Consider the following 15,153-nt stretch of genomic DNA (forward strand, 5'->3'; position numbering starts at 1 on the left):
GGCCGTCGGACCGGGCGGACTGTACGGACTCGCGTGACCAGGCGGCTACGGGCTCGGCGGTGGAGGGTTCGGCGGTGAAGGGCCCGGCGGCGGAGGGTGCAGGGGCTACGGGCTCGGCGGTGGAGGGTTCGGCGGTGGAGGGCATGAGCACGTCGGCCTGCTTGGACGCCTGGTAGCGGTTGACCGTGTCGCCCTCCGCCTCCAGGATCCGGTCCAGCCGCCGGATGTCCCCGTACCGCCTCCGGTACCCCTCCCAGTCGAACTCCTCCAGCTCCCCGTAACCGGCGAACTGGCTGATGACGCCCCGGTGATACGGCACATGCAGCCGGTGGGAGATGTCCTCCCAGCGTTCCGGTTCGGTGGAATCAAGATGCATCCGGTCGCACAGCCGCCGACGCCGCGTCTCCGGCAGGGCCCGGTACAGCTCCGTCGAACGTGACAGAACCCAGGCCGCTGTCACGTTCGTGTACGTGTTGTCGTCGAGGCCAGCCGCCGCCGTTCCCGGATAGGCGTCGTGGTACTCGTCCGGCCCGACGACACCGCGGATGCGATACCGGGCCAGGGATTCGTCCCATGTGGCACTGTCCGCCCAGAACCTGGCGATCTGCAGCAGCATCTGCGCACCCCTGGAGTACAGGTACTCCGTGTCCCCGGTGGCCTGGCAGTACTGCCACACGTTGTACGCGACGGCCGAGCCGACATGGTGCTGCAGCCGGGAGTGGTCGGGCAGCCAGCCCCCCGAGTGCGAGTTGAGATGGAGTTCCTGGGTCTCCTCGCGTCCGCTGGCGGCGCTCTGCCAGGGATACATCGCCCCCGCCCGGGCGGCCTCGCGCGCCGCCCGGCAGGCCGCGGGCAGCCGCCGGTAGCGGTAGTCGAGAAGGCCCCGGGAGACCTCCGGGAGATGCAGATTCAGGAACGGCAGCACGAACAGCTCGTCCCAGAAGACATGGCCGCGGTACGCCTCGCCGTGCAGCCCTCTGGCCGGTACGCCGACGTCGAGTTCGGCGGTGTGCGGGGAGAGCGTCTGCAGTACGTGGAAGAGGTGCAGCCGCAGCACGCGCCCCGCTTCGCCCGGGACGTCCAGCCGGACCTGCCGCCACAGGTCGGCCCAGGCCTGCCGGTGCGAGGACAGCAGCTGCGCGAAGTCCGGGGCCCTTCGCACCGCGGCCACGGCTGCCCGCAGCGGGCTGCCGATCGCGAGGTCGCGGGTGGTGTGGAGGGCCACCGTCTTGTCGACGGGCGACGGTGGCGGTGATGTCGGAGTCCGGGTTCAGCGGCAGCACCAGCCGTTGGAAGACCGCCTTCTCCGCCTGCCGGGGATGGGGACGGGGATGGGGATGGGGGTGCGCATCGGGTCCCGGGGCGGCGTCGGGGCCGGGTTCACCGTCGTACACCGCCAGCGTGCGGGCCGCCAGTACGACAACGATGTCCGACTCCACCGTGCGGCACTTCAGCGACACCACACCGTCCTCGTCCACGCCGGTCACCCAGCCGGTGAGGTGCTGGACGACAGATCCCGGTACCGCGCGACGCCGGAATTGCGGACGCCGCCGTCGATCCCCGCCTCCACCTCGATCACGCCCGCCCACCCCTCCGCCCGGAACACCGTGCGCAGGGCGGCGAGATGCGGATCGCCCATGTGCACCAGACGGCACTGCTCCACGTGCAACCGTCGGCCCGCCTCGTCCTCGTAGACGGATCGGCGGGTCAGCGTGCCGCCGCGCAGATCGAGTGACTGGCGGTGCTCCACGAGGTGTGAGTGATCCGGGGTGAGCCACGGCCCCGGGGCGGTTCCGGCAGGGTGGATGCGGTAGTGCAGCGGCAGCCAGTTCGGGAGGTTGACCAGGTCCTCGTTCTCGACCCGGCGGCCCCGGACCGTGGAGGTCTGCCGGTTGTAGCAGCCCGCCACGTAGGTGCCGGGGTAGTGCCGCCACGCCTCGGCCGACGTCTCAGGTGGCACAGGTGGCACAGGCGTCATAGGGGTCACAGGTGTCTCGGACGCAGCCCCGCGGGTGGCGAAGTACCCGTTGCCGAGCGTGCACAGCGCCTCCCGCAGCCGTTCCTCCCGCGGGTCGTACCCCTCGTACGACCAGGTCCACGCCTGCACCATCAGTCGTCACCGGCCGTCAGCAGATCCCCCGGATCGGACACCACGAGGTCGGCGCCGTGGCCGCGCAGTTCGGCGGCGCTGGTGGGGCCACCCGTACGGTCCACGCCGACCACGAGTCCGAAGCCGCCTCGGCGCCCGGCCTCGACCCCGGCCAGCGCGTCCTCCACCACGGCCGTGTCCCGGACCGGGACCCGCAGGCGCCTCGCCGCTTCGACGAAGAGCGCGGGGTCCGGCTTCCCCGGCAGCCGCAGCCGATGCGCCTCGTTCCCGTCGACCACGGCGTCGAACCGGTCGATGAGGCCGGCCCGCGACAGCAGTTCCGTGGCGTGCCGGGACGCGGATACGGCGGCGCACGGCTTCCGTTCGCCGCGCAGCACGTCGAGGAGGCGGACCGTACCGGGCCAGACGTCGACCGGGTCGGTACGCAGGCTCTGCGTGAACAGCTCGTCCTTGCGGGCCGCGACCGCCCACACGGTCGCGGTTCCGGGCGGGTCGTCGGGGCTGCCTTCAGGGAGGTCCAGCCCCCCTCGATGCCAGGAACGCCGCCGCACCGTCCCTCCGCGAGCGGCCGTCGACGTGCCGCAGGTACTCGTCGACGGCATCGAAGGGACGCTGCCCCTCGACGGTCGACAGGCAGGCGTCGAACGCCTTCTTCCAGGCTGCGGCGTGACTCCGGGCGGAGTCGGTGATCACTCCGTCCGTGTCGAAGACCACGGCCCGCACGGAGCGCAGGCACGGTGCCGGGACCAGTGCGGCTGCCACGATCGAGGGTCCCTTCGTCAGGGGCTCCTTTTCATGGCATCACGGTTCCGGCGCAGGGGCGCGGCGTGGCTCCGTACGACGTCCCGGCGTCACGACGCCCCAGTGGTGCAGGCATTCGCGTGGCGCGAGGGCCGTCCGGGGCCCGGGGCGGGATGAACGGCCCATCCCACCGGGACGAGATCTGTTCCATGCTGGAGAGACATCGACCGTTCCCGATCTCCCGGGAGTCCCGATGCTCAACCAGTCAGTCGACGACGCGACGCTGACCGGCCTCGTCGCCGATGCCACCGCCGCCCCGTCGATGCACAACGCCCAGCCCTGGCAGTTCCGCTACACACGCGCCGGCCGCACCCTCACGCTCCGGGCAGACTTCGAGCGCGCCATGCCGGAGGCCGACCCCGCCACCCGCGCACTGCACGTGGGCTGCGGCGCGGCCCTGCTGAACCTGCGGGTGTCCGCCGCCCACCACGGCCTGGAGGCGGTCACCACGCTGCTGCCCGAACCTTCGGACCCGGCCCTGCTGGCCACCGTCCGGTTCGGCATCGCCGACGAGGCCCCGCGAAAGCCCGCGGACGTAGCGCTCGCCGCCCTCCACCCCGCGATCCCGGACCGGCACACCAGCCGCTACCCGTTCGACGAGCAGCCGATCCCCGAGGACGTCCGCGCGCGGTTGGCCGAAGCGGCCCGCGCCGAGGGCGCGGACTTCACGTTCCTGGCCTCGCCGCATCTGGAGACCGTCCTCGAGCTGATCCGGGACGCCGAGGGATACGACCGCGGGGACCCGGCACGGGAGGCGGAGCAGGAGCACTGGACCCGGGACACGCAGACCGAGGCACCCGTCGACGGAATCCCCGACTACGCCTTCGGCCCCCGCGACGCCTCCGAACGAGCCACCACCCGCGACTTCGCGGGAACCCGGGTCATCCCGGGCCGGCCGCGCGTCCCGTTCGAGAACCGGCCGCAACTGGCCCTGCTGACCACCCCGGGCGACCACGCCGCGGACTGGCTGCGCGCCGGCCAGGCCCTGGAGCGCGTCCTGCTCACCGCCACGCTCCACCAGGTGTCCACCTCGTTCTCGACCCAGCCCGTCGAATGGCCGGACCTGCGATGGCTGCTGCGCGACCCGGTCTTCGGCACGGGACAGGCCCAGATGATCCTCCGCCTGGGATACGGGCCCGGAGGACCACGCTCGCCGCGTCGGCCCCTGGACCAGATACTGACCATCGAACCGTAGGAACAGCGCCGTAGAAACAGCACCAGAAACAGCACCAGAGACAGAACCAGAGACAGAACCCTAGAACCGGAAAACCGTAGAGACATCCGTACGGAAGGCGGTGGGAGCGATGCGGCTCCCCGTAGTCGTCGGAGTGGACGGATCGGACGGCAGTCTCCGCGCCCTGGACTGGGCGACGACGGAAGCGGCCCGCTCGCAGCACCCGCTGCGCGTCGTCCACGCCTCGCTGTGGGAACGCTACGAGGGCATGCACCCCGCCTCCGACAGCGAGCGTCCCACCGAAACGGCCCTCGCCGAGCATCTCGTCGCCACCGCCCGTGAACGCGCCCAGAGGCTCGGGCCCGAGGTGGCCGTGACGGCTTCCGTGGAACCCGAGGACCCGGTGGCCGCACTCGTCAGGGAGAGCCACGAGGCGGCCATGGTCGTCCTCGGCTCCCGCGGCCGCGGCCGGATCGCCGGGATGCTCCTGGGGTCCGTCAGCCTCGCGCTCGCCGGCCGGTCCCACTGCCCGGTCGTGGTGATCCCGGCGAGGCCACCGGACACCCCGCCGCAGTCCGGCCGCGTCGTCGTCGGGATCAGCGACGCCGCAAAACCGACGGCGGCCACCGTCTTCGCCCTCGCCCAGGCCGCCGCGCGCCACGGCGAACTGGTCGTCGTACGGGCCTGGCGCCGCCCCGCCCACCACGCGGTGGTCCATCCGCTCATCTCGGGTTCCCCGGCCTCCGCGCACCACCGGCAGGCCGAGGAGCACCTCGAAGAGGTACTCGCGGGGCTGGACCGGACCGGCGCCCCGGACGTCACCATCCACAGGTCGGTGGTGCAGGGGCCGGTCCACCAGGAATTGATCGAAGCCGCCAAGGGTGCGGAACTGCTGGTCGTCGGAGCACGGCGGCCCGGCGGATGGCACGGCACCCACCTGGGCCAGGTGAACCACGCGATGCTGCACTACGCGCCCTGCCCGGTCGCAGTCGTCCCCGACGCCTACCACCGCCCCGAGCCCGGGCCCGATACGGACTGAGCCGAAGGTCCAGCAGCAGCCGGGCGCGCCGCCCCCATCGCTCTCGCCACCCAAGTCCACCGCCACCACCACTACTGATTCCACCGCTCGACGCACGACAGGAGAGACCCCCGATGCCCGACGAGCCCTCCGTGCTGTTCGTCTGCGTCCACAACGCCGGCCGCTCCCAGATGGCCGCCGCCTGGCTGACCCACCTGGCCGGGGACCGCGTCGAGTCCGCTCGGCGGGATCGGCTCCCGGCGACGCCGTGAACCCGGCCGCCGTCGAGGCGATGCGCGAGGCCGGCATCGACATCTCCGCCGAGATCCCGAAGATCGTCACGGTCGACGCGGTCCGCGAGTCGGACGTCTGCATCACCATGGGCTGCGGCGACACCTGCCCGGCCTTCCCCGGCAAGCGCTACCTGGACTGGCAGCTCGAAGACCCGGCAGGCCAGGGCGTCGAGGCCGTCCGCCCGATCCGCGACGAGATCAGGGCCCTGGTCGAGAGCCTGATCGAAGAGATCACCCCGGCGGCATCGAAGTAACGCCCGCGAACCCGCTCCACCGCCGCACCGCTTCACGACCGCACCGCTTTACGGCCCCGACGGGTCCTCCGGACTCGACTCCCCCGCGCTCGGCTCCCCCGCGCCCGGCGTGGAGTAGACATCAGGGACATACGTCGTATCCGGTCAAAGATCCTTGTACGCCGGCTCGGTGCTCCACGGCGTGGGTTCGGGAGGTGCGAAGGGGCCGATGCGCTCGACAGCGAAACCACCATTCCCCGCCACCCCGAGGCCGATCCCGACGACCGGGACGCCGACGAGACGTTCTGGGACTACGAGTGCGGTTTCCTGGACGAGGAGACCGTCGTCGCCGGTACGTCGGAGAGCGACGAGGACTACGGCGAGCAGCGCCACTGGCTGGTGAGCACGGACGCGGTACGGATGCGGGTGGCCGCGCGGATCACGTACCCGTTCCCGATATCCGGCGGGGTCACGACCCTCGGCGACGGCACCTGGTACACGGTGTCGGAGGCCGGCGACACACTGCATGTCTGGAGCCGCTGAAGCGGCGCCTCGGGGTCACCACTGCCGTCCACCGATCGCCCGCATTCGGCCATTCATTGACCGAGGAGTGATCTTCAGCCGACCTGCAGAATCTGCCGATACAGAGACACCTTCATTGCGCGCGATGCCGGCGGACGCCGAGGACATTGTCGACAGTGCGTACACGAGGCTGGGCAGCCTCTACGACAACGGCCCGGACGCGTTCAACACGGACTCGTCCGGTACGAACTCCTGGTCGGTGAAGAAACGCGACGTCGCTCCCACGGCGTTCCCTGCCCACCGTAGGATCGCGGCCATGCCAGGTCCGCGACGCGACACCCGGGGCATCGTCGACGCTCCCGAACTCGGATACAGCGACCAGGCCCACCTGGTCAGGGACTTCACGGCAACGGTCGGCGTCTGACCGACGGCGTTCGCCCCACGCTGACCCTGTCCCACTGTCAGTGCCCCGTCTGTCAGTGCCCCGTTCTACAGTTTTGACATGGAACGCACCGCTTCGTCATCCGTACGGATCGAGCCCTGGTCGGAGGCCGACCTGGAGCTGCTCCGCCGTGCCAACGCACCGGAGTTGATGGACCATCTGGGCGGTCCCGAGTCGGAGGCACGGCTCATAGCGCGCCACGAGCGCTATGTGGAGATGAGTGCGGACCGCACGGGCCGGGGCAGGATGTTCCGCATCGCCCTGTCCGGCGGGGACGAGGCCGTGGGCACGATCGGCTTCTGGGAGCGGACGTGGCAGGGCCGGAATGTGTACGAGACGGGCTGGGCCGTCCTCCCCGGACACCAGGGCCTGGGCATCGCGACGGCCGCCACGGCAGCCGTGGCCGAACAGGCCCGCGCCGAGCACAGGCACCGCTATCTGCACGCCTATCCGTCGGTCGACAACGGCGCGTCGAACGCGGTGTGCCGCAAGGCGGGCTTCACCCTGATCGGCACGTGCGACTTCGAGTACCCGCCCGGCCACGCGCTGCTGACGAACGACTGGCGGCTGGACCTCACCCCGGACGAGGCGGGCCGACTCAGTCCAGATCGAGGGCCTTGTCGAAATTGAACGCGCCGATGCTCAGCCGCTCCCGCATATAGAAGCGGTGGGCGTCGGTGCGCTGCGTGCCAGAGTCCAGATTGAGGTGCAGGCAGCCCGCCGCACTGGCCCGCCCTTCGATGTGCCTGAGGAGCCGACGGCCGACACCGGTGGAGCGGGACCCTTCGGCGGTCACCAGATCGTCGACGTACAGCATCCGGATCCGGCTGGTGTTGTGGACGACGCGCCAGCCGGCCGCGCCCACGCAGGCTCCCTCGTCGTCATAGGCGGCGCTGAACCGCAGCCCCTGCGGGTGCCCCTTCTCGCACACCTCCCGGAAGAGGTCCTCGGTGAGATGCGGGCGGAGTTCCCGCAGCACGGGAAGCAGGTCGGCGGCCAGTCGGGCATCACCGGGTTCGAGATCGAGGATCTTCATGCGGGAACTGTAGGCACGCGAGGAGAAAGCCCTCGCCGACACACCCCACCCGATGACATCCTGACGGGGTGAACGGACCGGAGATCCACCTCGAAGTCGCCCCCGAGCTGCGGCTCTTCGTCGCGCATGAACGCCGCCGGGGACGCTCGACCGTGACCACCGACGGCGCGTCCACCCTCGGTCACGTCGTGGAGTCGCTCGGCATCCCGCTCACCGAGGCCGGGCAGCTCCTGGTCGACGGCCGGCCCGTACCCGCCTCCCACATCCCCGGGGCGGGCGAACTGGTCGAGGTGCGCGCCGTGGAACGCCCCCAGCGCGTCCCGGGCGCACCCCTGCGGTTCCTGCTCGACGTCCACCTCGGCACGCTCGCCCGGCGGCTTCGGCTGCTGGGCGTCGACGCGGCGTACGAGAGCGAGGACATCGGCGATGCCGCACTGGCCGCCCGGTCCGCGGACGAGCGCCGCGTGCTGCTCTCCCGGGACCGCGGGCTGCTGCACCGGCGGGAGATCTGGGCCGGGGCGTATGTCTACAGCGACCGGCCGGAGGACCAACTGCGGGACGTGCTGGAACGGTTCACCCCGCATCTGGCCCCCTGGACCAGATGCACCGCGTGCAACGGCCCGCTGAAGGCTGCCGACAAGGAGTCCGTCAGCGGCCGGCTGGAACACGGGACCCGGCGCTCGTACGACGTCTTCGCACAGTGCACGGAGTGCGGCCGGGTCTACTGGCGGGGCGCCCACCACACCCACCTGGACGCGATCGTCACACAGGCGCTCCACGACTTCGCGCCCACTCCCCCGAAGCCCTGAGACCCCGAGGAACCCCGAGGAATCAGAGAATCCAAGGAACCCCGCAAGCGGCGCGGCTCGGCGGTCAGCTCGGCCATCAGCGCACCGCGGTGCCCCCGGAATTTCTGCGGCATGCAGAAAGTGTTCGAAGCAGTCACTGCCGGCCGACACGTTGTTCTACGGCCGCTCGGCGGTCAGATAGCGCTGAACGGTGGGCGCGAGCCAGGCGATCACCTCCTCGCGCGGCATCGAGACGGCGGGGTCGATCCGCAGGACATAGCGCGCGAGCGCCATCCCCAGGATCTGCGAGGCGACGAGAGCCGCACGGCGCGGGGCGGCGGCCGGGTCGGGGCAGACCCCGGCTGCTATCGGGCCGAGCTGTTCGGCGAAGACGGCCCTCATCCGCTCGGCTCCGGCGCCATTGGTGACACCAACTCTGAGCAGGCCCGTGAGCACGTCGTCGCCCTCCCAGCGGTCCAGGAAGTGCGCGACGAGGGCGGCGCCGATGTGTTTGCCCGGTATCGCGCCCAGCTCGGTAATCCGCAGGTCGATCACGGACGCGGCGGCGAACAGCCCCTCCTTGTTGCCGTAGTAGCGCATGACCATCGACGGGTCGATGTTCGCGTCACGGGCGATGGCCCTGATGGTGGCGCGCTCGTAGCCGTCGGCAGCGAACCGCTCGCGCGCGGCTCCGAGAATCGCGGCCTTGGTGGCATCCGAGCGGCGGTTGGCGGTAGCGGGCTTCGTCTCCATGCCAACAACTGTAGGCCAACAAGTGTTGACACGCCAGACCCGGCGGAGTTACCGTTGCCAACAAGCGTTGACCAACAGTTGTTGGTGCGAATCGCGCGAAGTTGCCGGCTGACGAGCGGGCGCAGGAGGCAGACATGACCACCACCCCGAGCACCGCACCCGACACCGTCGACGTCCTCGTCGTGGGCGCGGGGCCCACCGGACTGCTGCTCGCGGGCGACCTGGCCGCCCAGGGCCTCTCGGTCGCACTCGCGGAGCGCCGCCCGCACGAGACCAGCAACACGACCCGCGCCTTCGCCGTACACGCCCGCACGCTCGAACTGCTCGACACCCGCGGCGTGGCCGACGAGCTCGTCAAGACAGGCACCCCCCTCTCCGCCTTCCGCTTCTTCGGCAAGCTCTCGCTCGACCTCTCCCGGCTGCACACCCGCTTCCCCTTCGTGCTGATCACCCCGCAGTACGAGGTGGAGCGCCTGCTGGAGCGCCGCGCCCGCACCTCGGGCGTCCATTTCCGTTACGGCACGGAGCTGATCGCGCTCCATCAGGACGCCTCATCGGACACCGTCACAGCCGAACTGCGCGAGGCGAACGACAGCGTGACGACGCTCAGGGCCCGCTACCTCGTCGGTACCGACGGCGTGCACAGCCGAGTGCGTCAGGCGCTCGGCCTCCCCTTCCCCGGCCAGTCCGTGATCCGGTCGATCGTCCTCGCCGACGTCCGGCTCGCCGAGGAGCCCCCGGACCTCCTGACGGTCAACGGCGTGGGGGACGCCTTCGCCTTCATCGTCCCCTTCGGCGACGGCTGGTACCGCGTGATGGGCTGGAACCGCGCCCACCAGGCCGCCGACAGCGACCCCGTCGACTTCGACGAACTCCGCGAGACCACCCGCCGCGTCCTCGGCACCGACTACGGCATGCACGACGCGCGCTGGATCTCCCGCTTCCACAGCGACGAACGCCAGGTGCCCGCCTACCGCACCGGCCGGGTCTTCCTCGCCGGGGACGCCGCGCATGTCCACTCCCCCGCAGGCGGCCAAGGCATGAACACCGGTCTCCAGGACGCCGCCAACCTCTCCTGGAAGCTCTCCGCTGTACTGCGCGGACAGACGGCCGCCCCGGAGGCGCTGCTCGACAGCTATCACGCCGAGCGGCACCCGGTCGGCACAATGGTGCTCCGCTCCAGCGGCGCACTCGTCCGCCTCGCCATGGCGCGCACGCCGCTCCAGCGGACGGTCCGAGCCCTCGCCGCCACAGTGCTGTACACGATCCGGCCCGCCGCCGACAAGGCCATCGGCCAGGTCTCGGGCATCTCGATCGCCTACGCGGCCCCGCGCGGCGCCCACCCCCTCACCGCGAAGCGAGCCCCGGACCTGAGCCTGCAGGAGGGCCGCCTCCACCAGCTCCTGCGCGACGGCACGTTCGTGCTCGTCACCCCCGTCGACACCACCACTCCGGCATCACCCATCCCCTTGGTGCACGCCCACTGGAAGAGCGACCGCACCACCTCGCTGCTCATCCGCCCCGACGGCTACATCGCCTGGGCGGGCGACCACGCCGACCCTGCCGCCCTGCAGACGGCGGTCACGCTATGAGCACGCACCCGCCCCCACAGCGCCCGTCGTGCCGGCATCGCCGGGCGCCGACGGTCAGAACACATACTCGTCCCCAGTGGCCAGGGCCAGCACCTCGTGGTCGTTGTTCTGCGGGTTCCGGTCGGTCGCCCCGCCGTTCCACAGCGTGTCGACCCGCACGACGACCTCGTCCGGCCACCCCGCAAGCTGCAGTTCGAGGGCGAGCTGCCGCCCCTCCGCCTCGTCCGTGCGCAGCGCACCCGTACGACACAGCACGGTCAGCCGGTCCGCCTGCAGGCAGCCTTCCGGAAGCTCCTGCCGCCTGGAGAGCGACACCGACGTACGCACCCGTACCGTCACATCGGCCAGGTTCGACGGACCGTAGTTCACGCTCTGCACCCAGACACCGAGCCCCGATCCCCACAGCGAGACATGCCCGTGGTGCGACACATCCGCCTCGGGCGCGATGCCCCCGGCCGCCCCCGCCACGGCCCCGTTCCCAGGTGCAGCCGCAGCCGCGCCACCCATCCCCAGCACCACAGCCATAGCCATAGCCATGGCCATAGCTGCCGCCGCTGCGGTCTCGGCCGCGGCGGACTCCACAGGCGCACCTCTACGTGTCACTACCATGCCCCGAAGATACAGATAGCCCCGAATCATCCACATTTACCCACCAGTTCGGCGCGCCTTCCCCCTCGTCCTCCCCTGCCTCCCCCGACCGCCCCGGGGCCTCGCCCCCCTGACCCGGCTCCCTCCCCTCCCATGAAACGCTGAGTTCATGCTCGTCGCCCGCTCTGTAGTCCTGTTCCTCGTCGCCGCGCTTTTCGAGATCGGCGGCGCCTGGCTCGTCTGGCAGGGCGTACGTGAACACCGGGGCTGGATCTGGATCGGCGCGGGCGTCATCGCGCTCGGCGTCTACGGTCTTGTCGCCACGTTCCAGCCGGACGGCGAGTTCGGCCGCATCCTCGCCGCGTACGGCGGTGTCTTCGTGGCGGGCTCGATCGCCTGGGGCGTCGTCGCGGACGGGTACCGCCCCGACCGCTGGGACGTGATCGGCGCGCTGATCTGCCTGGCCGGCATGGCCGTCATCATGTACGCCCCCCGCAACCACTGACCGCGCGCCTGCCTATCCTGAGCCCGTACCGATCAGCCGCCCGAGGAGTCCGCCATGGCCGCCACCCCGATCGCCGTCATCACCGGAGCGAGCAGCGGCATCGGCGCCGCAACCGCCCGGCAGCTGGCGGCCGCCGGCTATCGCGTGGTCCTCACTGCCCGCCGCAAGGACCGCATCGAGGCGCTCGCCGCCGAGATCAACGAGGCGGGTCACCAGGCAACGGCCTACGCCCTGGACGTCACCGACCGCAACGCGGTGGACGAGTTCGCCACGGCGTTCCGTGCCCTCGCCGTCCTCGTCAACAACGCGGGCGGCGCGCTCGGCGCCGACCCCGTCGCCACCGGCGACCCCGCCGACTGGCGCCAGATGTACGAGACGAACGTCATCGGCACGCTCAACGTCACCCAGGCCCTGCTCCCCGCGCTCACCGAGGGCGGCGACGGCACGATCGTGATCCTCTCCTCCACCGCGGGCCTCTCCACGTACGAGGGCGGCGGCGGCTACGTGGCCGCCAAGCACGGCGAACACGTCCTGGCCGAGACGCTCCGACTGGAGATCGTCGGCACCCCGGTCCGCGTCATCGAGGTGGCCCCCGGCATAGTCAAGACGGAGGAGTTCGCCATCACCCGCTTCCGCGGCGACACCGAGAAGGCGGCAAAGGTCTACGCGGGCGTCGAGGCCCCCCTCACCGCCGACGACGTGGCCGACACCATCACCTGGGCCGTCACCCGCCCCAGCCACGTCAACGTCGACCTCCTGGTGGTCCGCCCCCGCGCCCAGGCCTCCAACACCAAGGTCCACCGCACCGCCTGAGCCCTCCGGAGCCCCGGACGGAACTGTCGGACGGCCCCGGTCGCACGCGAACCCCGGACGCGCAATCCGCGTCCGGGGCCCTCGTTTCGCACACGTAACTCGCACACGTAACTCGCGTACGTAATACGTAACTCGCGTACGTAAGGGGCCTCAGCCCTTCACGCACACCACCTGCTTGAGCTTGGCGACGACCTCCACCAGGTCCCGCTGCTGCTCGATGACCTGCTCGATCGGCTTGTACGCGGCCGGAATCTCATCCACGACGCCGGAGTCCTTACGGCACTCCACGCCCCGCGTCTGATCCTCCAGGTCCCGCGCGGTGAAGCGCCGCTTCGCGGCGTTCCGGCTCATCTTCCGGCCAGCCCCGTGCGAGGCCGAGTTGAAGGACTTCTCGTTCCCGAGGCCCTTCACGATGTACGAGCCGGTACCCATCGAGCCCGGGATGATTCCGTACTCACCGGACCCGGCACGGATCGCCCCCTTCCGAGTGACCAGCAGGTCCATGCCCTCGTAGCGCTCTTCACTGACGTAGTTGTGGTGACAACTGATCTCCGGCTCGAAGGTGACCTTGGCCTTCCGGAATTCCTTGCGGACGACTTCCTTCAGGAGCCCCATCATGATCGCGCGGTTGCGCTTCGCGTACTCCTGCGCCCAGAACAGGTCGTTCCGGTAGTCCGCCATCGGCGGGGTGTCGGCGATGAACACGGCCAGGTCACGGTCGACCAGGTTCTGGTTGTGCGGCAGCTTCTGCGCCTGCCCGATGTGGAAGTCGGCCAGTTCCTTACCGATGTTCCGCGATCCGGAGTGCAGCATCAGCCAGACGGAACCCGACTCGTCGAGGCAGAACTCGATGAAGTGGTTTCCCGATCCGAGTGTTCCCATCTGCTTCGTGGCTCGTTCCCGACGGAATTTGACCGCGTCGGCCACCCCGTCGAACTCTCCCCAGAAGTCGTCCCACCCCTTCGCCGAGAGGCCGTACACCCGGTCCGGGTCCACGGCGTCGTCATGCATGCCGCGACCCACCGGAATGGCCTGCTCGATCTTCGACCGCAGCCGGGACAGGTCGCCCGGCAGGTCGTTGGCCGTCAGGGACGTCTTCACCGCGGACATTCCGCAGCCGATGTCCACGCCGACCGCCGCCGGACACACCGCACCGTGCATCGCGATCACCGAACCGACCGTCGCGCCCTTGCCGAAGTGGACGTCCGGCATGACGGCGAGCCCCTTGATCCAGGGCAGGGTGGCCACGTTGTGCAGCTGCCGCATCGCAACGTCCTCGACCGAAGCCGGGTCGGCCCACATGCGGATCGGAACCTTCGCGCCCGGCACCTCTACATACGACATAATTCCTCGATTCCCCCGAAAAGCCTGAAAGCGCAAAACCGGTGCCAAGGTCGACAAATAAGTCGGTCGACCGGCAATCACAGCGGCGCGTGCGATACACATTGTGTTCACCGGTCGCCACCGAGCGGCAACCGTTTTTCGCACGAAGGGAGCCCAGGACCGTGCGACGAATGGCGTACGTACCCGGCACCGCGCTATTGGCAGCGCTTGTCGTCGGCTGCAGTGCCAGCACCGGAACGGGTGGCTCCGCCCCCGACAGCAAGCCCGGCGAGGCAACCGCCGCGGCTGCCGCCCCGGGCAAGTACCGCACCCTCCTCGACGCCTGCCGCACCGTTCCGTCGTCCAGCCTGAAGGACCTGCTCCCGGGCGCAGCCGATCTTCCCGAGGACCAGCAGAAGAAGGTGTACGGCGGCACGGCCACCGTCACCTACGACACCGACCGCCGCGTCGGCTGCCGCTGGAAGTCCGAGGCCTCCGACTCCTCGCGCACCCTCTTCGTCGACTTCGAGCGGGTCGTGTCCTACGACCCCTCGGTAAGCGACGACGACCGGGCACGCGAGGTGTACGCGCAGAAGGAGGCCGCCGCCGGCCTGCCCGCGGACGCGAACACCGATGCCGCCACGCCCGGCAGCACGAAGGAGCAGACGTCCCCCTCCTCGGACTCCGCATCGGCCTCCGAGGACAAGAACGCGGACGATCCCGAAAGCAACAACGCCGACAGCAACAACAGCGGAACCACCGACGGCGGTACGGCTGACAGTGCCGACACCTCCGGCAGCTCCGGAAGTTCCGACCAGAGCCTCGCTCCGCGCACCCTCGACGGCCTCGGAGACAGTGCATTTCTGGACGATCTGCCCACCCGGGCAGGTTCCACGACACAGAACCGAACGGTGAGCGTGGTATTCCGCACATCGAACGTCATCGTGACCATCCAGTACGCCCAGCACCCGACCGTCTCCACAGTGGTCCCCGACAGCAAGGAACTGCAGGAGAAGGCCCAGTCGCTGGCCCGGAAGCTGGTCGAGAAGTTCAGCGAATAGCCCCGTCCGGGACGCCCCGGACCGGCACCGTTCCCGCCCGCCGACCACCCGACCGAGGCGGCATCCGATCGCCGTACGTCGTACCGTGGCCCTCCGGAACA

The 15,153-nt window shown here is 70.3% G+C and carries 14 protein-coding genes and 4 pseudogenes; 11 read left to right on the top strand and 7 right to left on the bottom strand.

Going from position 1 to position 15,153, the window contains the following annotated elements; translation table 11 throughout:
- Window positions 1-142: 142 nt before the first annotated feature.
- Window positions 143-2,110: pseudogene (locus OH735_RS15925) on the bottom strand (glycoside hydrolase family 65 protein); the annotation flags it as partial.
- A pseudogene (locus OH735_RS15930) lies at window positions 2,110-2,872 on the bottom strand (HAD family hydrolase). The pseudogenes OH735_RS15930 and OH735_RS15925, both read right to left, overlap by 1 nt.
- 232 nt (window positions 2,873-3,104) lie before the next feature.
- Here OH735_RS15930 and OH735_RS15935 point away from each other — a divergent pair.
- The 3 genes and pseudogenes from OH735_RS15935 (at window position 3,105) to OH735_RS15945 (ending at window position 5,650) form a co-directional block, all read left to right on the top strand.
- Window positions 3,105-4,106: an Acg family FMN-binding oxidoreductase gene (locus OH735_RS15935; protein WP_406382188.1), complete on the top strand. Its 1,002-nt coding sequence runs from the start codon at window positions 3,105-3,107 to the stop codon at window positions 4,104-4,106.
- A 109-nt stretch (window positions 4,107-4,215) separates the two neighbouring features.
- Window positions 4,216-5,124: a universal stress protein gene (locus OH735_RS15940; RefSeq protein ID WP_406382189.1), complete on the top strand. Its 909-nt coding sequence runs from the start codon at window positions 4,216-4,218 to the stop codon at window positions 5,122-5,124.
- A gap of 113 nt (window positions 5,125-5,237) precedes the next feature.
- Window positions 5,238-5,650: pseudogene (locus tag OH735_RS15945) on the top strand (arsenate reductase ArsC).
- A 144-nt stretch (window positions 5,651-5,794) separates the two neighbouring features.
- On the opposite strand, the gene OH735_RS15950 reads toward OH735_RS15945, so the two are convergent.
- Window positions 5,795-6,022 (bottom strand): hypothetical protein, encoded by a 228-nt coding sequence (locus tag OH735_RS15950; protein ID WP_406382190.1) that lies wholly within the window; start codon window positions 6,020-6,022, stop codon window positions 5,795-5,797.
- A gap of 6 nt (window positions 6,023-6,028) precedes the next feature.
- Between OH735_RS15950 and OH735_RS15955 the strand changes: the two genes are divergently transcribed.
- The 3 genes and pseudogenes from OH735_RS15955 to OH735_RS15965 all read left to right on the top strand — a co-directional run bounded on the left by OH735_RS15955 (window position 6,029) and on the right by OH735_RS15965 (window position 7,223).
- Window positions 6,029-6,172, top strand: coding sequence for a hypothetical protein (locus tag OH735_RS15955; protein ID WP_406382191.1), 144 nt, complete (start codon window positions 6,029-6,031; stop codon window positions 6,170-6,172).
- A 301-nt stretch (window positions 6,173-6,473) separates the two neighbouring features.
- Window positions 6,474-6,575, top strand: a pseudogene (locus OH735_RS15960) (AraC family transcriptional regulator); the annotation flags it as partial.
- 78 nt (window positions 6,576-6,653) lie between these two features.
- Window positions 6,654-7,223, top strand: coding sequence for a GNAT family N-acetyltransferase (locus tag OH735_RS15965; RefSeq protein ID WP_406382192.1), 570 nt, complete (start codon window positions 6,654-6,656; stop codon window positions 7,221-7,223).
- Here OH735_RS15965 and OH735_RS15970 read toward each other — a convergent pair.
- Window positions 7,192-7,629 carry a GNAT family N-acetyltransferase gene (locus OH735_RS15970; RefSeq protein ID WP_406382193.1) on the bottom strand — a complete coding sequence of 146 codons (438 nt, stop codon included), beginning with the start codon at window positions 7,627-7,629 and terminating at the stop codon, window positions 7,192-7,194. The genes OH735_RS15965 and OH735_RS15970 overlap by 32 nt on opposite strands.
- Before the next feature lie 68 nt (window positions 7,630-7,697).
- Here OH735_RS15970 and OH735_RS15975 point away from each other — a divergent pair, with 68 nt between their 5' ends.
- Window positions 7,698-8,438 (top strand): Mut7-C RNAse domain-containing protein, encoded by a 741-nt coding sequence (locus OH735_RS15975; RefSeq protein WP_406382194.1) that lies wholly within the window; start codon window positions 7,698-7,700, stop codon window positions 8,436-8,438.
- Window positions 8,439-8,594: 156 nt separating this feature from the next.
- Here OH735_RS15975 and OH735_RS15980 read toward each other — a convergent pair whose 3' ends face one another.
- The gene (locus OH735_RS15980) at window positions 8,595-9,170 is read right to left on the bottom strand and encodes a TetR family transcriptional regulator (RefSeq protein WP_406382195.1); all 576 of its coding nucleotides are present in this window, start codon (window positions 9,168-9,170) and stop codon (window positions 8,595-8,597) included.
- A gap of 134 nt (window positions 9,171-9,304) precedes the next feature.
- Here OH735_RS15980 and OH735_RS15985 point away from each other — a divergent pair, with 134 nt between their 5' ends.
- Entirely contained in the window at window positions 9,305-10,762 is a 1,458-nt protein-coding gene (locus OH735_RS15985) for an FAD-dependent monooxygenase (protein WP_406382196.1), read from the top strand.
- 54 nt (window positions 10,763-10,816) lie between these two features.
- Here the strand turns inward: OH735_RS15985 and OH735_RS15990 are convergent, their stop codons facing one another.
- Window positions 10,817-11,344, bottom strand: coding sequence for a hypothetical protein (locus OH735_RS15990; RefSeq protein ID WP_406382198.1), 528 nt, complete (start codon window positions 11,342-11,344; stop codon window positions 10,817-10,819).
- 175 nt (window positions 11,345-11,519) lie between these two features.
- Here OH735_RS15990 and OH735_RS15995 point away from each other — a divergent pair, with 175 nt between their 5' ends.
- Together OH735_RS15995 and OH735_RS16000 are read left to right on the top strand one after the other, a co-directional pair.
- On the top strand, window positions 11,520-11,855 hold the full coding sequence (locus OH735_RS15995) for a YnfA family protein (protein WP_406382199.1): 336 nt from the start codon (window positions 11,520-11,522) through the stop codon (window positions 11,853-11,855).
- 54 nt (window positions 11,856-11,909) lie between these two features.
- Window positions 11,910-12,668 (top strand): SDR family NAD(P)-dependent oxidoreductase, encoded by a 759-nt coding sequence (locus OH735_RS16000; RefSeq protein WP_406382201.1) that lies wholly within the window; start codon window positions 11,910-11,912, stop codon window positions 12,666-12,668.
- A 150-nt stretch (window positions 12,669-12,818) separates the two neighbouring features.
- Here the strand turns inward: OH735_RS16000 and OH735_RS16005 are convergent, their stop codons facing one another.
- The gene (locus tag OH735_RS16005) at window positions 12,819-14,012 is read right to left on the bottom strand and encodes an RtcB family protein (RefSeq protein WP_406382202.1); all 1,194 of its coding nucleotides are present in this window, start codon (window positions 14,010-14,012) and stop codon (window positions 12,819-12,821) included.
- A 170-nt stretch (window positions 14,013-14,182) separates the two neighbouring features.
- Between OH735_RS16005 and OH735_RS16010 the strand changes: the two genes are divergently transcribed.
- Window positions 14,183-15,052: a DUF3558 domain-containing protein gene (locus OH735_RS16010; protein ID WP_406382203.1), complete on the top strand. Its 870-nt coding sequence runs from the start codon at window positions 14,183-14,185 to the stop codon at window positions 15,050-15,052.
- The last annotated feature ends 101 nt before the right edge of the window (window positions 15,053-15,153 follow it).

It is taken from the genome of Streptomyces sp. NBC_01618, from assembly GCF_045209435.1.
Taxonomy (GTDB): Bacteria; Actinomycetota; Actinomycetes; order Streptomycetales; family Streptomycetaceae; genus Streptomyces.